Source organism: Ideonella sp., from assembly GCF_041287625.1.
Taxonomy (GTDB): Bacteria; Pseudomonadota; Gammaproteobacteria; order Burkholderiales; family Burkholderiaceae_C; genus Ideonella.
The window spans coordinates 1-22,944 of sequence record NZ_JBGGNH010000071.1 but is presented as its reverse complement, the minus strand read 5'-3'; the positions used below and the strand labels follow the sequence as shown (position 1 = coordinate 22,944).

Below are 22,944 nucleotides of genomic sequence, written 5' to 3'. Positions count from 1 at the left end.
GCGGTGTCTCCTCGGTTCGTTTTGTTCGTCCTTTTTCGTTTTACCTGAATTGGATGTTCGTTTGCAAGAGAGGTTTCATCGGTTTGTTTTCGTTTTGGTTCGATTACGCTGCGCCCCGAACGCCTGCCTCAGGCTCCACGCCGCCGCCCACAATCCCCGCATGACGCCCAACCCCCGCCAATCCGAGCTGCTGTCCGAGGTGAAGGCGCGCGGCAGCGTGTCGGTCGAGGCGCTGGCCGAGCGTTTCGGCGTGACGCTGCAGACCGTGCGGCGGGACGTGAAGCTGCTGGCCGAGGCCGGTCTGTTGGCGCGTTTCCACGGCGGCGTGCGCCTGCCCGGCTCCACCACCGAGAACATCGCCTACCGACAGCGCGAGGCCCTGCACGCGGACGGCAAGCAGCGCATCGCCCGCGCCATCGCCGCCCAGGTGCCCAACGGCTGTTCGCTGCTGATCAACCTTGGCACGACGACCGAAGCGGTGGCCCGTGCGCTGCTCGAGCACCAGGGCCTGCGCGTCATCACCAACAACCTGAACGTGGCCAGCATCCTGGCCGGCAACCCGGACTGCGAGGTCATCGTCGCCGGTGGCCTGGTGCGCCACCGGGACCGCGGCATCGTCGGCGAGGCCACGCTGGATTTCATCCGCCAGTTCCGCGTCGACATCGGCCTGATCGGCATCTCGGGCATCGAGCCCGATGGCTCGCTGCGCGATTTCGACTACCGCGAGGTCAAGGTCTCGCGGGTCATCATGGCGCAGTCGCGCGAGGTCTGGATGGCGGCCGACCACAGCAAGTTCAACCGTCCGGCGATGGTCGAGCTGGCGCGCTTCGCCCAGCTCGACCGCCTGTTCACCGACGCCGAGCCGCCCGCGCCGTTCCCCGCGCTGTTGGCCGAGGCCGGCGTGCAATGCGAAGTCGCGCAGCCCTGAGACACGAAAAGAATGACCTACATCCTCGCGCTCGATCAAGGTACCTCAAGTTCCCGCAGCATCGTCTTCGACGACAGCGGCCGTGTCGTCGCGCAGGCGCAGCGCGAGTTCACGCAGCACTTCCCGCAGCCCGGCTGGGTCGAGCACGACCCGCTGGAGATCTGGCAAAGCCAGCTCGCCACCGCGCGCGAGGCGCTGGCCAAGGCGCGGCTGCAGGCGGCCGACATGAAGGCCATCGGCATCACCAACCAGCGCGAGACCACGCTGGTCTGGAACCGCCGCACCGGCCAGCCGGTCTACAACGCCATCGTCTGGCAGGACCGCCGCGCCGAGCCGCTGTGCGCCGAGTTGCGCGAGCAAGGCCACGCGCAGGCGGTGCAGGCAGCGACCGGGCTGATCATCGACGCGTATTTCTCCGGCACCAAGATCCGCTGGATTCTCGACAACGTGGCCGGCGCACGTGCCGCCGCCGAGCGCGGCGAGCTGGCTTTCGGCACGGTCGACAGCTGGCTGCTGTGGCAGCTCACCGGTGGCCGCGTGCATGCGACCGACGTCAGCAACGCCGCGCGCACCATGCTGTTTAACGTGCGCGAGAACCGCTGGGACGAAAGCCTGCTGGAGCTGCTGAAGATCCCCGCCAGCCTGCTGCCCGAAGTCCACCCCAGCAGCCACCTGTTCGGCGAGACGGATGCCGCGTTGCTCGGCGCCTCGCTGCCCGTCGGCGGCATGGCCGGTGACCAGCAAAGTGCCCTCTTTGGCCAGGCCTGTTTCAAGGCCGGCATGGCCAAGAACACCTACGGCACCGGTTGCTTCATGCTGATGCACACGGGAGAGCGCTTCCAGGTCAGCGGCAACGGACTGATCACCACCGCGGCTGCGCAGCCGCATGTGGACCGCTCGGCCGCCTGGCGCCCGGAATTTGCGCTCGAAGGCAGCGTCTTCATCGGCGGCGCCGTGGTGCAGTGGCTGCGCGACGGCCTGCAGGCTATCTCGGCCAGTTCCGAGGTGCAGGGCCTGGCCGAAAGCGTGCCGGACGCCGGCGGCGTGATGTTCGTGCCGGCCTTCACCGGCCTGGGCGCGCCGTACTGGAACGCCGAAGCGCGTGGCGCGATCGTCGGCCTCACGCGCGGCAGCACGGTGGCCCACATTGCCCGCGCCGCGCTGGAAAGCATCGCCTTCCAGAGCGCCGCGCTGCTGCAGGCCATGAGCCGCGACGCCGTGGCCGCTGGCGGCCACCCGGTCACCGAGCTGCGCGTGGACGGCGGCGCCTGCGTCAACGACCTCTTGATGCAGTTCCAGGCCGACCTGCTCGGCATCCCGGTGCTGCGCCCGCAAGTCATCGAAACGACCGCGCTGGGTGCCGCCTACCTCGCCGGCCTGTCCAGCGGCGTCTGGCGCACGCTGGACGAACTGTCCAGCCAGTGGAAAGCCGAACGCGTCTTTCACCCGACGCTGCCGCGCGAACGGGCGGAGGAGCTGATGATGCGCTGGGAGCGGGCGGTCAGGCAGGCCACGGCAACCTGAGCGGCGGCTTGCACGTCACCAGCTCGTGACCTGCGGCTCGTTGCGGTGGCGCTCGTGCTCGGCGGCGCCGCGCGCATCGTCGGCGTTGTAGAAGTGATAGCGCCGTTTGCCGGCCTGCTTGGCCTGGTACATGGCCAGGTCGGCGCGGCGCAGCAAGACCTCGCGCTCGCGTGCGTGATCGGGGAAGGTGCAGACGCCGAGGCTGGCCGAGACATGGTCCACGCCACCGGCCAGCGCATAGGGCTGCGAGAGCACGTCGACCAGCAGCCCGGCGACGGCTTCCAGCTGCGCGCGGCTGCCGGTCTGCTCCAGGATCACCGCGAACTCGTCGCCGCCCAGGCGGCAGATCACGTCGCTGCCGCGCAGCGTCTGCTGCAGCCGCTCGCCGACCATGCGCAGCAGCGCGTCGCCCTGGTCATGGCCAAGCGTGTCGTTGACGCGCTTGAAGCCGTCGAGGTCGATGTAGACCAGCGCGCTGCCGCTGTCCTGCGTCCCGGCGCGGGCCAGGGCCTGGCTGATGCGTTCCATGAAGTAGTGGCGGTTGTGCAGCCCGGTCACGTTGTCGAAATAGGCCAGGTCGTTGAGCCTGGCCTCGGCCTGGCGGCGCTGGCCGAGCTCGTGGTGCAGGCGCACGTCGCGCTGCTGCAGCTGCTCCATCATGCGGTTGAAGGCGCTGGACAGGGCCACCACCTCGGCGGCACCGGCCGCGCTGGCGCGGCGCTCGAAGTCCTCATGGCGCCAGACGTGCAGCGCCGCGTCCACCAGCTCGGCCAGCGGGTCGGCAATGCGCGCCGCCACGCGGCGCCACAGCAGCACCGACAGGCCGAAGGCCAGCAGCGCCACCAGCATGCTGAAGCCCACGCTGCGCGCGAGTGCCAGGTACATCGGCCGCAGCTCGGCTTCCAGCGCCAGCGTGCCGACCCGCTCACCGTGGCGCTGCACCGGCAGGTAGAAGGCCACGCCGCACCAGCGCGTGAGCCAGCCCTGGCCCTCGGGCTGCAGCGTGTGGCAGGTGTCGGGACGCTGCTCGGGCGTGTCCCGGTTGTAGGCGCCCAGGGTCATGCCGTCGGGCGTGAAGAGGCGGGCCTGCAGCACGTCGGGCGAGGCACGCAGCGAGGCGAGGATGTCGTTGGCCTCGCGGTCGCTGGCGAACATCACGGCGGCCTCGCTGTTGGTGGCGATGATGCCGGCCACCGTGCGCAGGCTGTCCTTCAATTCGTGGTGGCGGTTGTTGAGCTCATGCAGCGTCATCACCAGCGTGAAGCCGGCCAGCAGCGCGCCGGTCAGCCACAGGCCGAAGGTGGCGATCAGCCGGCGGATGGGGGGATGCGCGGCGTCCTGCGGCGCGACGGGGCGGCGGCGCAGGCGCAGGTTTTTCACTTGGCACCCGCGACGTAGTTGGCCATCTTCAGCATGCGGGCGTTGAAGCTGATGCGGACTCTCCTGGCCATCGCCAGGTTGACCTCGAAGCCCAGCTTCAAGTCGCGCTTCTGGATCTCGATCATCAGGCCCTGGTCGGCCAGGCCGTCGCCATCGGTGATGGTGAGGATGGGCGCGCTGTCCAGCCTGGCTAGCAGGTCCGGTGCCAGCTTGCGCTGGCTGTCGTCGAGGTAGAGGGCGTGGCAAGGCAGCAGCGGGTCCTGCAGGCTCACGTGCACGACCTTGATGTGCACGTCGTTGAGCACGCGCTTGCCTTCCAGCCTGGCCAGCGGCTCGTCCATCGGCGTGCGGCCCAGCACGCACAGGCGGAAGGGTTCGTCCGGCGGCACCGGCCACTGGGCGAACTGGATGAAGTTGTAGAGGTAGGCGGCCTTCATCGCCCGTTCGTCGACCTGGGCATGTGCAGCGGCACTGGCGAGCAGCAGCACCGCCAGGCCATGGCGCAGCGAGCATCGCATCAGAAGTGCCCCCGCAGTTCGATCCAGCCGTAGCGGACCTTGCGGCCCGCATCGGCCGGGTTGCCCATGTACAGGTCCAGCCCGTGCTCGGGCGTGTTGCCGGCATTGCGCAGGCCGATCGTCAGGTCCAGCGGGCCGATCAGCTTGAGCGCCTGCAGCGTCAGGTCAATGCGGGTGCTGGACGGCACCAGCACCCGTTCCCTGGGCGAGTAGTCGTCCCCGGTGGACCGGTAGCTGCTGGTGCGGCGCACGGCGGCGCTCAGCCGCCAGCGTTCGCCATCCAGCGGCACGGAGGCCTGCAGCTTGCCAATGCGCTGCGGTGAATAGGCCAGCTCGTTGCCGAGGTTGTTGTGGCTGCGCTGGAAGGCCTGGCTGGCGCGCAGTCGCAGGCCATGCCATTGCCACTCGGCCTCCAGCTCCGCGCCGCGGCCGCGCAACGACGTGATGTCCTGGTCGGGCCAGATGATTTCGCTGATGCGGTAGTCGTACACCGTGGCCAGCCAGCGCAGCGTGTCGTGCCGGTATTCGGTGGCCAGCTCGCGGTGCAGCACGTGTTCGCCATGGTCCTGCGGCGACTGGCCGAAGGATTCTTCGGCGGCCGAGGCAAAGCGCGTGGCGCGGCCCAGCGAGCCCTTGAGCTGCCAGTCCGGCAGCGGGGCCCAGACCATCGCGGCGCGCGGGCTCCAGGTCCAGGCGACGTTGGTGCGGCGGTCGGCGCGCAGGCCCAGCGTGGCGCTGAGCTGCTCGGTCAGGCGCAGCTCGTCTTCGACCGAGACGCCCAGGCTGCGGCGGTGCATGGCCAGGTTCTCGTCCGGGTAGCCGGAGTCGACCTCGTCGTAGTGCAGCTTCGGGTCCTCGCGCAGGCGCAGGCCCAGCACCACCCGCTGGCGCTGCCAGCCCTCATAGCTGGCCTGGGTGTCCAGGCTCCACCAGGCGCCTTCGGCACGGATGCTGCCGTGGTAGCCCTGCAAGTCCACGTCATACAGGTAGCGCTGGCCACCCAGCTGCGCCCGCATGGAGCTGCGCCAGCCGGCCAGCGCGCCGTCGTCGAAGCTGTGGTCATGGCCCAGCGAGACCACGTGGCCGCCGTCCTGCCGGCTGGTGCTGGCCGGCACGCCCGGGTATTGCGAGCGCACGGTGCGGGCCGAGCTCAGCAGCTGCAGGCTGAGCTCCTGCCACTGGCCCTTGAGCAGCAGCTGCCAAGCCTCGGCGTCGCTGTCCTCGTAAGGGATCTTGCCCAGGTCGGAGCTGGGCGTGCCATCGTTGGCATGCAGCGTCAGCGAGGCCAGCCATTCGGCGCCGTTGTCGGCCCGCTGGCCCCAGCTCAGGCGCAGCTTGCCGTCGCCATTGCGGCCGCCCGACACGGCCGCTTCCAGCCCGTTCAGGTCGCGGCCACGGCGGGTCACGATGTTGATCACGCCCAGGAAGGCGTTGTTGCCGTACATGGCCGAGCCGGCGCCCGGCGCGTATTCGATGCGGTCGATCATCGCCACGTCGATCAGCGCGTCATGGCCGAGGAAGACCTGGTCGAACAGGTTGTCGCTGGCCGGAACGCCGTCCACCAGCATCAGCACCCGGCCGGCGTAGGCGCCGGGGCCGCCGAAGCCGCGGGCGCCCAGGTAGAGATAGCTGGTGTCGGCGCTCACCTGCAGGCCACGCATCTGGTCCAGCACCTCGCCCAGCGTGCGCAAGCCCAGGGCCTGGATGTCCTGTGCCGTCAGCAGCGAGACGGCGGAAGCCGCATCGGTCACCTGGCGGGCGAAGCGCGCGGCGCTCAGCACCTCGGTGTTCATCAGCTGCTCCAGCGGCAGCTCGGTCAGGTCGTCGGCGCGGGCAGGGCCCAGCAGCGCCAGGTTCAGCAGAGCTGCGCCCCAGGCGCACCGACAGGAATTTCGAAACAACATGGAAGGCACGCAGGCAGGCAAGGGCCAACCCCGGGATCGGGCGACCGAGCGGGGGACACTTTCATTTCGTCCCGCGGCAGCCGTTCTTGAGCCGAGTGCCGCGGTGGGCCGGCCTGCACTGGGACAATCCTTCGGCTTGTTGCCGAATTCACGCTTTCGGCCGCTTTCCTTCGCCGGTCTTCCTCCGTTTGCCCGCCCCATGCACCACACCCTCGACTCCCTGCGCAGCGGCGCACTGGCCGGCCAGCGCCGGGTCAACCTGCGCGGCGGGCTGACCGAGTTTCCGCGCGAGCTGTTTGAGCTGGCCGGCACGCTGGAGGTGCTGGACCTCAGCGACAACCAGCTCAGCGACCTGCCGCCCGACCTGCACCGCCTGCACCGGCTGCAGGTGTTGTTCGCCTCCGGCAACTGCTTCACGCGTATGCCCGAAGCCGTGGGCCGCTGCGAGGGCCTGCTGCAGGTCGGCTTCAAGGCCAACCGCATTGCCGAGCTGCCCGCCGAAGCGCTGCCGCCGCGGCTGCGCTGGCTCACACTGACCGACAACGCCCTGGCCGAATTGCCCGACGAACTCGGCCGGCGCCCGCTGCAAAAGCTGATGCTGGCAGGCAACCGCTTGACGCACCTGCCCGACAGCCTGGCCGGCAACAACACGCTGGAACTGCTGCGCCTGGCCGCCAACCCGCTGCAGGCACTGCCCGCGTGGCTGACCGAGCTGCCGCGCCTGAGCTGGCTGGCGCTGGCCGGCCACGACCTGGGTTGGCAACAGGCCGCGCCGGCACCGCTGCCGGTGGCCGAATGGGCCGAGCTTGCGGTCGGCGAGCTGCTGGGCGAAGGCGCTTCGGGCTTGATCCATCGCGCCCGCTGGTCACCGGCCGGGCGCCAGCCGGTCGACGTGGCGCTGAAGCTGTTCAAGGGCGAGGTCACCAGCGATGGGCTGCCCGAAGACGAGATGGCCGCCACGCTGGCCGCCGGCGACCATCCAAACCTGGTTGGCGTGCTGGCCCGTCTGCAAGGCCATCCGCAGGGCACGCATGGCCTGCTGATGCCGCTGCTGGCCACCGGCCACCAGGTGCTGGCCGGCCCACCCAGCCTGGCCAGCTGCACGCGGGACGTCTACCCGCCCGGCCTGAAGCTGACCGCGGCCAACACCCACGCGCTGGCGCTGGGCGTGGCGCAGGCGGTCGGCCAGCTGCATGCGCGTGGCCTGCTGCATGGCGACCTGTACGCCCACAACCTGCACTGGCTGCCAGGCCAGGGCAGCAGCGTGCGACTGGGCGACTTCGGCGCCGCAACCCGCCTGCCGGCCGCCGAGCCGGCGCTGGCCGCCGCGCTGCAGTCGCTCGAAGTGCGCGCCTTCGGCGTCTTGCTGGACGAACTGCTGGCGCTCACTTCGGCGCTGCCCGCCAGCTCGCCGCTGCCCGCGCTGCGCGATGCCTGCCTGGCGCGGTCACCTCGCGAACGGCCGGCGATGCAGCAGGCCATTCGGGTGATGGCGGGCGACCGCGCGGCAGGCTAGGCTTGGCACTGATGCCCGCTTTGTCCGCCACCGCCCGGTTCGTTCGCCGCCGCTGTCTTGCGCTGGCGCTGGCCGCCGGCATGGCGGGGCTGGCGGGCTGTTCGGCCACCCGGCCGGTCTACAACCAGCCGCTGCAGGCCAGGGCTGCGGCCGAGACTGCCGAAGGCGGCTACCGGCTCAGCAACCTGCCTGCGAACGCGCGCAACAGCAACGAGCTGCTCGTCGTCGCGTCCTTCTCCGGTGGCGGCGCGCGCGCCGCGGCACTGGCCTATGCGGTGCTGGACGCGATGCGCCAGGTGCCCATCGACCTCGGCGACGGCCGCGGCCCGCACAGCCTGTTCGACGAACTGGACGTCATCAGCGCAGTCTCCGGAGGCAGCTGGCCCGCCGCCTACCTGGCCCAGCATGGCGACGCGATGTTCCCGGCCTTCGAGCAGCAGGTGCTGCGGCGCGACCTGCAGGGCGACTTTGTCAGCGAGCTGCTGGCCCCTGCCCAATGGGGCTGGCTGTTCTCGCCCACCTACGGCCGTGGCGATCTGTTCGCCGAGTTCCTGGACCGCGAGGTGTTCCACGGCGCCACCTATGCCGACGTGCTGGCCCGGCGCCAGCGCCCCTGGGTCACGCTGAACGCGACCGACATGTCGCTGGGCGCACGCTTCGAGTTCAAGCAGGAGCAGTTCGACCTGATGTGCTCGGACCTGGGCAGCGTGAAGCTGGCCACCGCCGTGGCAGCGTCGTCGGCGGTGCCGATCGCGCTGTCGCCGATCACGCTGCGCAACTACGCCGGCCACTGCCCGCAGCCGCCCGCGCTGGACCTCTACGGCCTGTTCGGCGAACGCCGCCGCGCCCAGTACTACCAGCAGGCCGCCAGCTATCAGGACGGCAAGGCCAGGCCTTACATCCACCTGCTGGACGGCGGCCTGGCCGACAACCTGGCGATCCGCGCCGAGCTGGAAGCCACGATGGCCGCAGGCGGCTTGCGCGCCGTGATGGAGCAGTCCGGCATCCATGGCGTGCGCTGGCTGGTCTGCATCGTCGTCAATGCCGAAGGCCATGCCGGCCTGGAGGCCGACCGGTCCGACGCGGTGCCCTCGGTGCTGCGCGTCACCCAGGCCGTGGCCGACATCCCGCTGGGCCGGCATTCGAACGACTCGCTCGAACTGCTGCGCGAAGCCGTCGCCCGCTGGCCGCAGGAAGCCGCCGGCCCGAACGCCGACCCGAATGCGCCCCCGCCGCTGAAGACCTACCTGATCGAAGTCAGCCTCGAAGCCTTGGAAGCCAGCAGCGGCGAATCCGTCGGCAGCTCACCACTGGCCGGCCTGTCCAACTCGCTGAGCCTGCGCGCCCTGCCCACCGCGCTGAGCCTGCCACCCGCCGCGGTGGACCAGGTGTTGGACGCGGGTCACACGCTGTTCCGGCAGTCACCGGAGTTGAAGCGGCTGCAGCTGGACCTCGCGGCTGCTGTGCCCGCAGCACCGGCAGTGCCCCGCCCGTGAACGCGGCGGCGCGCCTTCGGTAAAGTGCCGCATCGGCTGCCGGGCCGCCAAAAGTTGCCTGGCCACCAACGCTCATCCCACAGGAGATCGATCCATGATCCGGCGCACCTTGCTCGTTCTCGCTGCTGCAGCGGCCACCGCCACGGCCACCTGGGCCGCGACGCTGCCCTACAACGAAACCGCCGACGCCAAGGCCGAGTTGCGCGACGCGCTGGCCCAGGCTGGCCCATCCAGGCTGCCGGTGCTGGTGATCTTCGGCGCCAACTGGTGCGAAGACTGCCGGGCGCTGGACGCGGCGCTCAAGAGTGGCAAGAACGCCGAGCTGATGGCCAAGTCCTTCAAGGTGGTGAAGGTGGACGTGGGCAACTTCAACCGCAACCTGGACCTGGCAGCCAGCTACGGCAACCCGATCAAGAAGGGCATTCCGGCCGCGGTGGTGCTGTCGCCGGACAACCAGCTGATCTACGCCACCCGCGGCGGCGAACTGGCCGATGCGCGCCACATGAGCGAAACCGGCATCTACGACTTCTTCTCGGCCCACGCCAAACACCCGTGAGCGACTCTCGGGCCGGGCTGCGCTTCCTTTGATGTCCGACGCCGACCTGCTCGCCGCCTTGCTGGACGCCGCCTGGCGCGGCGGCCTGATCGCGCTGCTGGCCGTGCTGGCGGGCCGCCTGTGGCGGGCCCGCCGCGGCAGTGCGCTGGCCACCACTGGTGGCTGGCTGGCGGCCGGGCTGGTGGTGCAGCTCGTCAGCTCCGCGCCCAGCTTCGAGGTCAGGGTGTCGCTGCTGTGGCAACTGCCATGCATCGCGGTGGCCACGGCCAACAGCGTGCTGTTCTGGGCCTTTGCGCAAGCGCTGTTCGACGATGACGCGCGGCTCGGGCCGCGGCACCTGCTGGCCTGGGCGGCCGTGGTGCTGCTCGCGGCGCTGAACTGCAGCTGGCTGGCGCGGCCCGGCGCCAGCACCGCAGAGCAGTTGGCCCATGTTGTCCTGCGCCTGATGCCGCTGGGTTTTGCACTGGCTGCGCTGAAGGCCACGCTGGCGCACTGGCGGGGCGACCTGGTCGAGCCGCGCCGGCGCCTGCGCCTGCTGGTGGTGGCTGGCGGCGTGCTGTACACCGCCGCCCAACTGGCGCTGCGCTTTGCTGGCGAAGGTGGCAGGTTCTCGGCCACGGCGGCGGCGGTCGACCTTGCAGGGCTGGCGCTGCTGATCGGCCTGATGCTGCGTGGCGGCGCGGACCTGGTGGCGGTGGTGTTGCCGGCGGATCCGGCCCCGGCGGCTGCGCCGGAGCAGGTGCCTGCCGCGCTCGCGGCCGCAGCCATCCCCGAGGTGGACGCTGCAGACCAGCACCTCGCGGATCGGCTGCAGCAACTGATGCGCGACGAAGCGCTGCACCTCGACGAAGGCCTGACCATCGCGGCGCTGGCCGCGCGCCTGGCGGTGCCCGAATACCGGCTGCGCCGCGCCATCCACGGCCAGCTCGGCCACCGGCACTTCACCGCCTTCGTCAACAGCTGGCGGCTGCAGGCGGCCAGCCAGGCGCTGGCCGACCCGGCCTGCCGCGAACAGTCGGTGCTGCACATCGCGATGGCCGCGGGCTTCCAGTCCATCGGCCCGTTCAACCGGGCCTTCAAGGCCGCGATGGGCCTCACGCCCAGCGAATTCCGCCGCCAACGCCTGGCCGAAACCTGAAACCGCAGCTTCCGGCCAGCCGAAAGCTCCCGCCGGATGGGCATTCCAACTGACGGCGAGACGCGCGCCGCCAAACGCCGCATCGTGCCGGCACCGGTGGCCAGGGGGCTGCCGAAGAAGGCTCACGATGCACGCGCATGTTGCGAAGAAGAAGGCTGGCTGGCGCAAAGCCGCCGGCACCTTGATGCTGGGTTGGTTGGCCGCCTGCGGGGCCCACGCAGCCGTCGGCATGGCCGAGCTGCCGCCGCGGGGAGAAGACGGGCCGGTCACGCTCTACTACCCGAGCGCTGCGCCGGAGCGGCCGGTGCGGCTGGGTGCGCTCACGCTGGCGCTGGCGCCGGATGCGCCGCCGCAGCCGGGCAATGGCCGGCTGGTGGTGATCTCGCACGGCTCCGGCGGCTCGCCGGTGGTGCATTCGGACCTGGCGCGCGCGCTGGTGCAGGTCGGCTTCGTGGTGGCCCTGCCCCAGCACCGCGGCGACCACTTCAGGGATGCCAGCGACGCCGGGCCCGAGAGCTGGAAGCGGCGGCCCGAAGAAGTGTCCCGCGCGATCGACGCGGTGGCCGCCGATGCGCGCTTCGGCCCGCTGCTGCAGGTGGACCGGGTGGGCGTCTACGGCATGTCCGCCGGCGGCCACACCGCGCTCACGCTGGCCGGCGGCCGCTGGTCACCAGCCGAGTTCCAGCGCCAGTGCGCCGCCCACCTGGACGAGGACTTCCAGTCCTGCGTCGGCCTGATCACCACTCTGCACGGCGATTGGCTGGACGGCCTCAAGCGCTGGGTGGCCCAGGCCGAACTTCGCCGGCGCTTCGGCAGCGACACCGCCTGGTACGGCCACACCGACCCGCGCATTGCCGCCATCGTCGCCGGTGTGCCGGCCGCGGCCGATTTCGACATGGCCACGCTGGCGCACCCAGTGGTGCCGCTGGCGCTGGTCACCGCTCCCGAGGACCGCTGGCTGCACCCGCGCTTCCACAGCGACCGCGTGTTGCAGGCCTGCGCCGGTGCCTGCGTGCAGCTGGCCAATTCGCCTGGCGCGGGCCATGGCGCGCTGCTGTCGCCATTGCCACCGGGGCTGACAGGCCTGGAAGGCTCGCTGCTGAACGACCCACCGGGCTTCGACCGCGGCCAGATGCGCGCGGTGGACCAGCAGATCGTCGGCTGGTTCCAGCAGTGGCTGTTGAAGTGACAGGGGCGGCGTGGTTCAGCTGCGCGGCGCCATGTGCGCGCCAGGAAGGGCAGCACAGGCGGGACATTCTGATTGAGTGGCGATGGTGATGGGCTTCACCGTGGCACGGCCCGCACTTTCCTCAGCCGTGCAAGACCAACACGGCGACCGTGCCGCAATGCAGCAGCACCGTGCCCCAGTAGGCTTCGCGGAAACCGGGCTTCAGCGTCTTGTGGTGCAGCAGCCGGCGGGCCGCCCAGCCAGAAGGCCAGCCGCCCAGCAAGGCCAGCGTGTGCAGCAGCTTTTCAGGAATGCGCCAGCGGCCCTTGCGTGCGGCCTGCTTGTCCCAGGCGTAGACGAGGAAGGTCAGCAGGTTCAACGCGGCCAGCGCCGGCCAGGTGGCGCTGGGCAGCCGCCCCTGCGAAATGCCGCGGACCAGCAGCAGCAGCCAGCCCACGGTGAACGCCAGCAGCAGCATGCTGGCCGGCGCGGCACGCCCTGCATGCGGCTTGACGCGGCGGCCGGCGGGCGGCGCGTTGGACCAGGCGCGGCTGACTTCGTCGGCAGGGGTGAGCGGCGCGTCGCCCCAGCGCGGACGGTGGGAGGGCGAGCGCCAGGTGGCACCGTCCGCCGGCCGCACCAGCACGGCTCGCCGTCCGGGGCCGCTGTCGTGTGCCAGCTCGAAATGCACTGCCTGGCCGATGGCCGGCACCGCGCCGGGCGTGGCCGGCTCGAAGTCGGTGATGTGAAAGAAATAGCGCGTCTGCTCGGCCAGGACGAAGCCGTAGCCGCCCTCGGTTTCCCAGTGCTCGATGTGACCCAACTGCGACACGGCACCTTCCGGACAAACAACAACCGCACAAACCTGCCTGGGCGCAGCAGTGGGTCGCGGGCCATCGGGACCGCGAACTGACTCGCCCTTTGCCATCCTGCCAGCGGCGAGCTGGCCCGCAAGGTGCCTTCGGGCCGATTGTTGCTGCCAGGCAAGCCGTACCTCCTCAAGCTTGAGGATGCCGCCCCCACAAAGTCGACCTGGAGCATGCGGAACCGTTCAAACAGGTGAAACCGAGCGCGCCGCAGCCACCCAGGCGGCTGCGGCGGACAATGCGCCATGTCTGCCGCTTCTCCCGCCCCCGTCTCCCCGGCCTCCGTGGCCGCCTTCGATCAACTCGCGCTGCCTGCGGCGCTGAAGGCCGGCGTGGCCGCGCTGGGCTTCACGCAGATGACGCCGGTGCAGGCTGCCAGCCTGCCCGCGGCGCTGGCCGGCGAGGACCTGATCGTGCAGGCGCCCACCGGCAGCGGCAAGACAGCGGCCTTCGGGCTGGCCCTGCTGGCCGCGCTGGACAGCAGCCTCTGGCAGGTCCAGGCGCTGGTGCTGTGCCCCACGCGCGAGCTGGCCGACCAGGTCGCCGAAGAGCTGCGCCGGCTGGCGCGCGCCGCCGGCAATGTGAAGATCCTCAGCCTGTGCGGCGGCACGCCGATGCGCCCGCAGCGCGAAAGCCTGGCGCATGGCGCGCATGTCGTCGTCGGCACGCCGGGCCGGTTGATGGACCTGCTGGACGTGGGCGCGCTGCAGCTCGGCGGCCTGCAGACGCTGGTCTTCGACGAAGCCGACCGCATGCTGGACATGGGTTTCATCGACGACATGGTCACCGTCGCCAGCCAGTGCCCGGCGCAGCGGCAAACCTTGCTGTTCTCTGCCACCTACCCCGAAGGCATTGCCAAGCTGGCCGCACGCTTCCTGCGCAAGCCGCGCCAGCTCACCGTCAGCGCACCGACGGCCCGCACCGGCACTGCCGACGCTGCAGGCGTTGCCGGTGCCGCCCAGGCCGGCCGCATCCACCAGCTGGCGTTCGAGATCTCCGACAGCGACCGGCTGCACGTCGTCGGCCAGCTGCTGCGCCACTACCGTCCGGCCAGCACCATCGCGTTCTGCAACACCAAGCAGCAGTGCCGCGACCTGGTCGACGTGCTGGCCGCCGAAGGTTTCGTCGCGCTGGCGCTGCATGGCGACCTGGACCAGCGCGAGCGCGACCAGGTGCTGATCCGCTTCTCGCAGCGCAGCGTCTCGGTGCTGGTGGCGACCGACGTGGCCGCCCGCGGGCTGGACATCGAGCAGCTGGAAGCGGTGATCAATGTGGATGTGACGCAGGACATCGAGCAACACGTGCACCGCATCGGCCGCACCGGCCGCGCCGGACACGACGGGCTGGCGCTGAGCCTGGTCAGCATGGACGAGATGGGCCGCATCGGCCGCATCGAACTGGCCCAGGGCAAGCCCTTCGACTGGGAAAAGCTGAGCACGCTGAAGGACGCCCCCGGCGGCCCGCTGCGCCCGGCCATGGCCACGCTGCAGATCCTCGGCGGCAAGAAGGAAAAGATCCGCCCCGGCGACGTGCTGGGCGCCCTCACCGGCGACGCCGGCTTCGCCGGCAGCCAGATCGGCAAGATCAAGGTCACCGACTTCCACACCTACGTGGCCGTCGAAGCCAGCATCGCCGACCAGGTCGTCGCCAAACTCTCCCAAGGCACGCTCAAAGGCCGAAAGGCCAAGCTCAGGCGGCTGGATGAGGTGATTCGCTGAGGGAACATCCGCCATCGCTGTAGATGGCGTTGCGCCCCGGCAGCGGGAGGCGCATCAGGTGGCGAGACTTGGCATGGGCTGCCAGAGCCGGTGTCTTCGAGCCTGCGCCTCGAACTCTGCGCGGTCTTCGGCGAGGTTTGCGGCATGGGGCTGCCATCGCCGCAGGAAGGTGCGCCAGAACAGACGCGAGAACAGCAGGCAGGCCAGCGCCGTGCCTAACACCCACTGCCAAGGCAGCAACTCGAGCTTGAACATGATGAACAAGGCCAGGGCGCTGCAGACGATGAACTGGAGCAGCGACAGGTAAACCCGCCGGATGAGGCCATTGGTCGGCAGCTTGCGGTCTGGCTGGTCTTGCATGCGGACCATGAGTGCGAATGCCCTGAGACCGCCAGCCGTCCAGTAGGTCGTGACGAGGATGACGATTGCCGCGCTCAGAACTGCGAGGTCGAATGTGCGGGCGTTTGGTTTTCCCGCTGCTTGTGAAGGCTGATGCAGCCGGAACCCAACCATGTCGCGTGCGGCGTCCAGGCTGGTCAGGTGCTGTGCAAGCTGATCGACAGGCACGTGGTCGCGCAGGCTGGCGTACTGGTAGTGGATCTGCAGCAAGTTGTCCTTGAACTGCCAGTCCTTGGCGAGTTCGAAGCTCGCTGTGGCCACCTTGTCCCTTCCCTCCTGGATGCGGAAGCCTGGCGGCAACTGGGCGGTGACCGTCAGCGACAGGCGTTGGGGAAAGTCGACCCGCAAGGGCATCGTGCGCACGGTTTCCTTAGGATCCGCTAGCAGGTGCTTCAGGTCGGGTGATCGCAGCCAGCCCACCAGGTCCTCTCCTGGCGCGCCGAACCGCGGCAGCAGGTAGTGCTCGACGGTCCTGATGCGGTTGTGTGCGAGGTCGTCCTCGACCGTCATGGGCGAACTGCGCTGCATCCCGGCATAAGAGCGGGCGTAGTAGTTGAGGTAGTCGCGTTCCAGTTCGGCGCGATCACGGTCCTGCAGCGTGTCGCGCAGGTCGTCCGCGGCACTGCCGGTGAACTCGCTGCTGATGGTCAGGGGCACCGGTGCCGAGAGGCCCGCGTGAAGGTCGAAGTGCTGCGTGATCTGCCGCTCGGTGCGGCTTGCCTGCAGGGCTGGCATGGTGGTGAGCTGGCTGCTCTTTCCATCCAGCACCAGGGCAGCGCCGAAATCGGCCTGCGCGATCTGGCCGATGTCGCCGGCCTGCGGCGTCTGCGTCGGATCGATCCAGATGGCCTGCTGGCCCAGTGTCGCGCGCACGATCACATGGTTGAACACGCCGGGCGACGCCAGGCGGTCGGCGGCGGCCTGCCGCAGCCGCGTGTTGACCAGTGCCGCGTCGGCCGGGATGCCCAGCGCGCGCAGCAAGGTAATGGTGAGCAGGGTCTTGTCCTTGCAGTCGCCATAGCGCCGCTGCAGCACCAGCGCTGGCGGCCGCGGGGCGTGAGAGCCTGGGCCGATCTCGATGCCCAGGTAGCGGATCTGCGACTGCACCAGGCGCAGCGCGGCCAGCAGGCGCTGGTCGGGTGAGGTGGCTTCGGCGCCGATGTGATCGACTTCCGCTTGCAGTTCGGGGCTCAGGGTGGTGGGCACGGCATAGAGGAGCTCGGCCCAGCGCGCCACGGCGGCCCAGTCGGCGAACTCGCTCCAGGCCACCGAAGCGAGGGGGTCGTACCAACCGGGCGTTTGCGAGTCGCGATGCAACGCCGGCTGGTTCACGATGGACCAGCGGTAGTCCACCGCGTCGCCCTGCTCGCTCACCTGCTGCTTCGGTGTCTCGCCTGTGGTGCGCCATTGCAGGCCACGTTGCTTGGGCATCAACAGCCGCTGCTCGACCTGAGCCACGGCCGAGCCCCATTGCATGTCCAGCCAGCCGAAGGTGCGCTGTTGGAACACCGGGTTGTTGCCACGCAGGCTGTAGGCGTATTCCACGACATCGCCGACGCGGACGTCGTCCAGCACGATGTTGGCTGTCTTGCTGCCGTCGTACACCCGCGCTTCCAGTTCGGTTTCGCGCTGCAGCAACTGCACTTGCGCCTTGGGAAGCCGGTCCTGCACCCGGCCATCCCGGTGGACCTTGAGCGTGTGCAGCGCCAAGGTCTGGAAGCTGGGGTCGAAGGTCACGCTCACGCGGGCGATGTCTTCCAGGCCTCGCTCGCTGGTGGCCTTGGAGGCCAGGTGGCGGTAGTCGGTCCGGCCGTCGGCGCCCACGCGAGTCTGGTCGTCGACCAGCAGGTAGAACACGCCGCCCTGCGAGTCGCGGGGCTTGCTGTGGAGGCTGGCATTGACGGCGTGCGGCACCACCCAGGCGGGTTGTGCGGCTCGACTCCATTCGGCCGCATGGCCGGCGAGCGGGCCACACGCGACCAGCAGCCCGGTGACAAGCGCCCCAACGAAGCGCCGAAGACGAGTGGCGTGATCGGCGTTTCGCCCGCAAGACCAAGGTTTGTTCACCGCATCGCCCAATCCGTGTCCACGTGCACGACGTAGCACTCGCTGGTGTACGGCCGGCGGTCGTGGTCGCAGCTCGCCAGGGCTTCGCGCACCGCGGTGTCGATGCTGGAAGCGCCGGCGTACCAGCCTGAGGCGCCGTCGTTGGAGACGCTGAAGGCGCGGTGGCCCTTGGCGTGGGCGTATTCCTCGCGGAAGCGATGCGCCGCGCCTGCGCTGTGCAGCACGCCCTGCAGTTCGGCGGCGCTGGGCATGGTGTCGTCGCCGCGTTCCTGCGCGTCGGGACGATCGTCGTCCATTTCTTCGTGCACCTTGTCCACGTAGTGCTTGTACGCGGGCAAGGCCAGGCTGAGCAGCAGCAGGAACATCAGGATCAGCACGCCCAGCGCGATCACCACCCCTCGGCCGCTGTCGTCGACCGGCTTGGGGCCGTGCTCGTTTTCATAGGCTTCGCCGGGGTAGAACAGCAGCGCGACGGTGGCGATCCAGTTGACCACCGGGACCAGCAGCACCAGCACCCACCAGCCGTTCTGCCCAATGTCATGCAAGCGCAGCACGGTGACGCGCAGCGTCCAGACGACGAGCACCGCGATGCCGACGATGGCCAGCAGCCCCTTGAAGATCATGCCTGGCAGCAGCGCCAGCAGGATGCCCAGCGCGGCAATGCCGACGTAGAACAGCAGGCCCGAGAAGAAGTAGCGCATGCGCGGCATGCGGCCTTCGAAGCTGAGGCCGAACAGCGGCGCGTCGTCGCTGCCGAAATACGTCGTGGGTTCCTCGCCGCGCTGGCGGGATGCGATCGCTGCGCGGCGCCGTTCGGTGGCGGTCATGGGGGCCTTGCGCGGGCCGCCGCGGGTCTCGCGCCTGGCCTGCGCTTCGGCTTCGCGTTCGGCGCGGGCCGCGGCGGCGGCCTCTTCCTTGGCGGCGATGCCACGCGGCATGTCGCAGGCGCAGGCCTTGCACAGGATGCGCTTGCTCTGGCGTTCGCCGCAGGCCGGGCAGTCCATCATTTCGTCGGACGGCGGGGCGATGGTCTTGATCATCTGCGGCATCGCGGCAGGGTCCGGGCCGAGCAAGGACAGCGGCAGCGGTGCGCTCGCATCGGCCCGCGGCGCGGCCCAGGGTGGCGGCGCAGGGCTGGCGGGCGGTGCCAGCGGCGCGAGTTCCAGCGTGAACGGCGCCGGCGCGGTGGCCACCGGCGGCGGCGCGATGGTGGGCCGCGGCACCGCGGTTGCCGACGTTGGCGCCGGCACTGCCTGTGGCACTTCCGGCGGCAGCGGCTCGACCAGCAGGCGCGCGCCGCGGGCCTTGAACTGCGCCACCCACTTGTGCGCCTGGTCGGCCGCCAGTGCCTTCTTGATGACCAGCCGCCGGCCCGAGCCCAGCGCCGCACGGCGCGTGTCGTCCAGCTTCAGCCATTCGGCCAGCGCCTGCTGCACCGTGGCCGCTGCGTGGCCCTCCAGGATCTCGCCGGCATACACCAGCCTGACCATGTCCTGCATCTCGACTCCCCCTCCACGCCCCCTCAGGCGTTCCTTGATGCGTTGTTGCTCAAACCCGTGTGCTGCGGCCTCCCCAGGCCGGCACTTGCCACACGGGCATTTCTCTTCCCATCAACCGCCGTGCGGGTGTTCGCGCGCCGGCAGCCGGCGCGTTTCGCCAATGGCGGTGACAAAAAACTCGGCTTCGCTCAGGCCGCTGGCCGGGCGTTGCCGGGCCAGCTCGCGCGGTGGTTCGTCCACCGCTTCGTCGGCCAGTGCAAAGGTGCCCCAATGCAGGCCCAGCGAACGCTTGGCGCCCAGGTCGCGATGGATGCGCAGGGCCTCTTCGACGTTGATGTGCTGCGTGCCCATGAACCAGCGTGGCTCGTAGGCGCCAATCGGCAGCAGCGCCAGGTCGAAACCGCCGCCGTGTTCCGGGCTTTGGCGTGGCGCGTAGCGCTCGCGCATGTGGGCGAACTCGCGGCTGTAGGCGGTGTCGCCGGCATAGAACAAATGGCAGTCCGGCGCGAAGACGGCAAAGCCGCCCCACAGCGTGGCCATTCGGTCACCCAGGCCGCGGGCCGACCAGTGCTGCGCCGGCACCAGCTCGACTGTCACGTCGCCCTTGGCGGCCGGGAGCGTGTGCGCCTGCCACCAGTCCAGCTCGATGCAGTTGACGATGCCGAGCTTCGCGAACCAGGCCTTCAGCCCCAGCGGCACGATGAACTGCGGCGGGCCGCCGGGCTGGCGCGCCAGCGCCTGCACCGAGGCGGCGTCCAGGTGGTCGTAATGGTTGTGCGAGACCAGCACCAGCTCGATGTGCGGCAGGTCCGCCAGCGCAATGCCTGGCGGCTGGTGGCGCTTCGGGCCGGCGAACGGCAGCGGCGAGCAGCGCTCGGAAAACACAGGATCGGTCAGCAGGCTGATGCCGCCCAGCTGCACCAGCGCGGTGGCGTGGCCCAGCCAGGTCACCCCGGGTTGCTGCGCAGCACCGCGGTTGGCCAGCAGATGGGCCAGATCCGGGGCGACCTGCGGCGTGGGCGCTTGCGGCGGGAAGGGCTTGCCGTCCAGCGTGGCCTGCCAGCGCCAGCGCAGGACCTCGCCCAGCGAGCGTGGGCGGAATTCGACGGCCAGGTTGCGGTAGCCGCCGCCCGGCACGTGGTGCGCGGGCGGGGTCTTGTCCGGGCCGCCGCTCACGCTGCTTCTGCCGCGACCAGGGCGGCCAGCGCGTCGGCCAACTCGCTGTCGGCCACGCCTTCGCCCTTGGCCACCGGCGCGCCGGCCAGCGCTGTGGCGCCTTCGGTCTTCAGGCGCTTGACCCATTCACCCGTATCGCGCCCGCCGGCAAAGGCCTGGCTTTGCAGCAGCACCCGGCCGTCGGCCGCGCTGAGCTTGAAGTAGAACTGGCCGTCGGCCTCGCGGTATTGCTTGAAGACCGGCAGCGCGGCCTTGGCCTTGGCGACCGGCGCCGCCGCGGCGGCAGCCAGCGGCTGGAAGCGGCGCAGGCCGACGGCTTCGCGCAGCGTGGCGAGGAAGGGCGCGGCAATGGCGCGGGCGCGCTGGGCGCCCTGCTGCAGGATCTCTTCGAGCTGCTCCGGGTGGGCCATCAGCGTGTCGTAGCGCGCGCGCATCGGGCCGATGTGCCGGTTGACCTGCTCGAACAGCCGCTGCTTGGCATCACCCCAGCCCAGGCCGGCACGCAGCTCGGCGCGGAAGGCGGCGCGTTCCTCGGCGGTGGCAAAGGGGTCGAACAGCGCGATCAGCGTGCTGCCTTCCGGCTCCTTGGGTTCGCCTGGCAGCTTGCTGTCGGTGACCACGCGGGCAATCGCCTCGCGCAGCGCCTTTTCGCCGCCTTCGAACAAGGGCACGCTGTTGTCGTAGCTCTTGCTCATCTTGCGGCCGTCCAGCCCCGGCAGCAGCTCCATCTCGGGCTCGACGTTGGCCTCGGGCAGAACAAAGAACTCGCGGCCGTTGCCAAAGAGGTGATTGAAGCGCTGCGCCACGTCGCGCGCCATCTCGATGTGCTGCACCTGGTCCTTGCCGACCGGCACGCGGTGGGCGTTGAACATCAGGATGTCGGCGGCCATCAGGATGGGGTAGCTGTACAGCCCCATCGTGATGCCGGCGTCGGGGTCCCCGCCCGCCGCCACGTTCGCGTCCACCGCGCCCTTGTAGGCATGGGCGCGGTTCATCTGGCCCTTGCTGGTGACGCAGGTCAAGAGCCAGGTCAGCTCGGGGATCTCGGGGATGTCGCTCTGGCGGTAGAAGACCACGCGTGCCGGGTCCAGCCCGGCGGCCAGCCAGGTCGCGGCGATCTGCATGCGCGAGCGCTCGATGCGGGCCGGGTCGTCGCACTTGATCAGCGCGTGGTAGTCGGCCAGGAAGAAGAAGCTCTCGATGCCTTCTTCTCGGCTGGCGGCAATCGCCGGGCGGATCGCGCCGACGTAGTTGCCCAGGTGCAGGATGCCGGTGGTGGTCACGCCGGTCAGGACGCGCTGGGTCGATGCGGAAGACATGGGCAGCAAGGCGGGAATCGGAATGAAGGAAGGAGCTTACGCATTGTCGCAAGCTTCCCTGGCTTGCGCCTTCCCTCGAATCCAGGGACCTTACACTCGGGTGAACCCTTTGTTGGCCGGAGTCTTCCCCTTGGTCCTGCGTGCCTCGTTCCGGCAGCTGCTGCTGCTGGCCTTTGTGATGATGTCGGTGATGCTGGGCGCCGTGTCGCTGAGCGGGCTGCAGGCATTGCAGGGGCTGCTGGCGAAGAGCCGCGAGGCGGGGCAGCAAGCCATCCAGCTGAACCTGGCGACCGGCGGCCTGGTCGAGCGCAGCACCGACATGGAGCGCGCCGCGCGCCAGTACCTGGTGCTGGGCGACGGCGGCCTGCGCCAGCGCTTCGAAGACGCCTCGCGCGAGGCCCGCGAGCTGCTGGCGCCGCTGTTGAAGTTCAAGCCCACCGCGCTGCTGGCGCAGCAATGGGTGGGCAGCGTCGGCCAGGTCGGCAAGCTGCTGGACGACCACGGGCTGCCGGCCGGCGCGCAGGACCAGTCCGTCACCGCCGAATTCCGGGTGCTGGAAAACCTGACGAGGCGGCTCACGCTGCAGGTGCAGCAGAGCATCGCCGAGCGCAACCAGGCGCTGCAGGGCGCGCTGGAGGCCCAGCGCAGCCTGCTGGTGCAGCAGGTGCTGGTGGCCATCGTGGTCGCGGCGCTGGCGGCGCTGGCCTTTGGCGTGTGGCTCACGCGGCCGCTGCGCCGCCTGGGCACGGCCATCGTCGCGCTTGGCGAAGGCCGGCTGGACCAGCCGGTGGCCATTCGTGGCCCGGCCGACCTGGCCAGCCTGGGCAAGCAGCTGGACTGGCTGCGCCTGCGGCTGACCGAGCTGGACGAGGACAAGGACCGCTTCCTGCGCCACATCTCGCACGAGCTGAAGACGCCGCTGGCGGCGCTGCGCGAAGGCGTGTCGCTGCTGCAGGATGGTGTGGGCGGTGCCTTGAGCACCGACCAGGCCGAGATCGTCGGCATCCTGCAGCACAACACCGCGGTGCTGCAGCAGCAGATCGAGGACTTGCTGCGCTACAACGCCGCAGCCTTCGATGCCAGCCGGCTGCAGCGCCGGCCCACGGTGCTGCGTGCGCTGCTGCAGCAGGTCGTCGAGGCCCAGCGGCTGCAGTGGCAGGCGCGCGGGCTGAAGCTGGTGGTCGAGGGCGACGAGCGCCTGGTGCTGCCGGTGGACCCTGAGCGCCTGGGCATGGCGCTGGGCAACCTGCTGTCCAACGCGATCCGCTTCAGTCCGCAGGGCGGGCAGATCCGCTGGTGGGTTGGCACGCTGAACGGCCAGGTGGTGCTGCAGGTCAGCGACCAGGGCCCGGGCGTGCCCGACGAAGAGCGCGAGCGCATCTTCGACCCGTTTTTCCGCGGCACCGTGCAGCCCGAGAACCAGCCGCGCGGCAGCGGCATCGGCCTGTCCATCGTGCGCGAGCAGGTCGCCGCGCACGGCGGCCAGGTCGTGCTGGCTGCCGACGCCGACGGGGCCTGTTTCCGAATCCTCCTGCCGCTGGGCTCGCCACTTGCCGTGGTGACCCCCGCGTCTGTCCAAGCCACCCATGCCTGAACGTTTTTGCCTGTTGAAGGGACCTTTGTTGCACCACGCCCGGTTGTTGTTGCCACTGGGCGTGCTGGCCTGCGCCCTCGCGCTGGGCGGCTGCGAGCTGCTGCAGCCCGCGCCGCCCGCCCCGGCCCCGGCCGCCAGCGCGCCGCCGGAGCCGCCGTCGGCGCCGGCCAGCGTGCCC

General features: G+C 70.1%; 17 protein-coding genes and 1 pseudogene. 10 read left to right on the top strand and 8 right to left on the bottom strand.

The features are described from left to right. Window positions 1–160 precede the first annotated feature (160 nt). Complete coding sequence (locus ACAH41_RS26415) at window positions 161–928, top strand: DeoR/GlpR family DNA-binding transcription regulator (protein WP_325649574.1); 768 nt, start codon at window positions 161–163, stop codon at window positions 926–928. Window positions 929–940: 12 nt separating this feature from the next. Continuing rightward, complete coding sequence (gene glpK, locus ACAH41_RS26410; protein ID WP_325649576.1) at window positions 941–2,452, top strand: glycerol kinase GlpK; 1,512 nt, start codon at window positions 941–943, stop codon at window positions 2,450–2,452. Window positions 2,453–2,467: 15 nt separating this feature from the next. On the opposite strand, the gene ACAH41_RS26405 is transcribed toward glpK, so the two are convergent. The 3 genes from ACAH41_RS26405 to ACAH41_RS26395 are packed head-to-tail and all read right to left on the bottom strand — an operon-like array spanning window position 2,468 to window position 6,254. Next, a complete protein-coding gene (locus ACAH41_RS26405; protein ID WP_325649578.1) occupies window positions 2,468–3,832 on the bottom strand; it encodes a diguanylate cyclase domain-containing protein in 1,365 nt (454 codons plus the stop codon). Further along, window positions 3,829–4,350: a YfiR family protein gene (locus tag ACAH41_RS26400; RefSeq protein WP_325649579.1), complete on the bottom strand. Its 522-nt coding sequence runs from the start codon at window positions 4,348–4,350 to the stop codon at window positions 3,829–3,831. The genes ACAH41_RS26405 and ACAH41_RS26400 overlap by 4 nt, the downstream gene beginning before the upstream one ends. Further along, window positions 4,350–6,254 carry a TonB-dependent receptor domain-containing protein gene (locus ACAH41_RS26395; RefSeq protein ID WP_325649580.1) on the bottom strand — a complete coding sequence of 635 codons (1,905 nt, stop codon included), beginning with the start codon at window positions 6,252–6,254 and terminating at the stop codon, window positions 4,350–4,352. The genes ACAH41_RS26400 and ACAH41_RS26395 overlap by 1 nt, the downstream gene beginning before the upstream one ends. Before the next feature lie 199 nt (window positions 6,255–6,453). Between ACAH41_RS26395 and ACAH41_RS26390 the strand changes: the two genes are divergently transcribed. The 5 genes from ACAH41_RS26390 (at window position 6,454) to ACAH41_RS26370 (ending at window position 12,149) form a co-directional block, all read left to right on the top strand. Continuing rightward, the gene (locus ACAH41_RS26390; protein ID WP_325649581.1) at window positions 6,454–7,770 is read left to right on the top strand and encodes a leucine-rich repeat-containing protein kinase family protein; all 1,317 of its coding nucleotides are present in this window, start codon (window positions 6,454–6,456) and stop codon (window positions 7,768–7,770) included. Between the two features lie 11 nt (window positions 7,771–7,781). Further along, window positions 7,782–9,266 carry a patatin-like phospholipase family protein gene (locus ACAH41_RS26385; RefSeq protein ID WP_325649583.1) on the top strand — a complete coding sequence of 495 codons (1,485 nt, stop codon included), beginning with the start codon at window positions 7,782–7,784 and terminating at the stop codon, window positions 9,264–9,266. A gap of 94 nt (window positions 9,267–9,360) precedes the next feature. Continuing rightward, the gene (locus tag ACAH41_RS26380) at window positions 9,361–9,822 is read left to right on the top strand and encodes a thioredoxin family protein (RefSeq protein WP_325649585.1); all 462 of its coding nucleotides are present in this window, start codon (window positions 9,361–9,363) and stop codon (window positions 9,820–9,822) included. Between the two features lie 31 nt (window positions 9,823–9,853). Beyond that, a complete protein-coding gene (locus tag ACAH41_RS26375) occupies window positions 9,854–10,960 on the top strand; it encodes an AraC family transcriptional regulator (RefSeq protein ID WP_325649587.1) in 1,107 nt (368 codons plus the stop codon). Window positions 10,961–11,144: 184 nt separating this feature from the next. Then, entirely contained in the window at window positions 11,145–12,149 is a 1,005-nt protein-coding gene (locus ACAH41_RS26370) for a dienelactone hydrolase family protein (protein WP_325649659.1), read from the top strand. 121 nt (window positions 12,150–12,270) lie between these two features. Here the strand turns inward: ACAH41_RS26370 and ACAH41_RS26365 are convergent, their stop codons facing one another. Continuing rightward, window positions 12,271–12,960: a DUF1294 domain-containing protein gene (locus ACAH41_RS26365; RefSeq protein ID WP_325649588.1), complete on the bottom strand. Its 690-nt coding sequence runs from the start codon at window positions 12,958–12,960 to the stop codon at window positions 12,271–12,273. Between the two features lie 279 nt (window positions 12,961–13,239). Between ACAH41_RS26365 and dbpA the strand changes: the two genes are divergently transcribed. Continuing rightward, window positions 13,240–14,712 carry an ATP-dependent RNA helicase DbpA gene (dbpA, locus tag ACAH41_RS26360; protein WP_325649589.1) on the top strand — a complete coding sequence of 491 codons (1,473 nt, stop codon included), beginning with the start codon at window positions 13,240–13,242 and terminating at the stop codon, window positions 14,710–14,712. A gap of 54 nt (window positions 14,713–14,766) precedes the next feature. Here the strand turns inward: dbpA and ACAH41_RS26355 are convergent, their stop codons facing one another. The 4 genes from ACAH41_RS26355 to ACAH41_RS26340 form a co-directional block, all read right to left on the bottom strand. Continuing rightward, window positions 14,767–17,025, bottom strand: coding sequence for a DUF3857 domain-containing protein (locus ACAH41_RS26355; RefSeq protein WP_325649590.1), 2,259 nt, complete (start codon window positions 17,023–17,025; stop codon window positions 14,767–14,769). A 149-nt stretch (window positions 17,026–17,174) separates the two neighbouring features. Continuing rightward, window positions 17,175–18,677: a DUF805 domain-containing protein gene (locus ACAH41_RS26350; RefSeq protein WP_325649591.1), complete on the bottom strand. Its 1,503-nt coding sequence runs from the start codon at window positions 18,675–18,677 to the stop codon at window positions 17,175–17,177. A gap of 111 nt (window positions 18,678–18,788) precedes the next feature. Beyond that, a complete protein-coding gene (locus ACAH41_RS26345; RefSeq protein WP_325649592.1) occupies window positions 18,789–19,853 on the bottom strand; it encodes an MBL fold metallo-hydrolase in 1,065 nt (354 codons plus the stop codon). Next, complete coding sequence (locus ACAH41_RS26340) at window positions 19,850–21,172, bottom strand: tryptophan--tRNA ligase (RefSeq protein ID WP_325649594.1); 1,323 nt, start codon at window positions 21,170–21,172, stop codon at window positions 19,850–19,852. Before ACAH41_RS26340 ends, ACAH41_RS26345 begins: the two co-directional genes overlap by 4 nt. 130 nt (window positions 21,173–21,302) lie before the next feature. Between ACAH41_RS26340 and ACAH41_RS26335 the strand changes: the two genes are divergently transcribed. Together ACAH41_RS26335 and ACAH41_RS26330 are read left to right on the top strand one after the other, a co-directional pair. Further along, window positions 21,303–22,766: an ATP-binding protein gene (locus ACAH41_RS26335; RefSeq protein ID WP_325649596.1), complete on the top strand. Its 1,464-nt coding sequence runs from the start codon at window positions 21,303–21,305 to the stop codon at window positions 22,764–22,766. After that, a pseudogene (locus tag ACAH41_RS26330) lies at window positions 22,759–22,944 on the top strand (hypothetical protein); the annotation flags it as partial. The gene ACAH41_RS26335 and the pseudogene ACAH41_RS26330, both read left to right, overlap by 8 nt.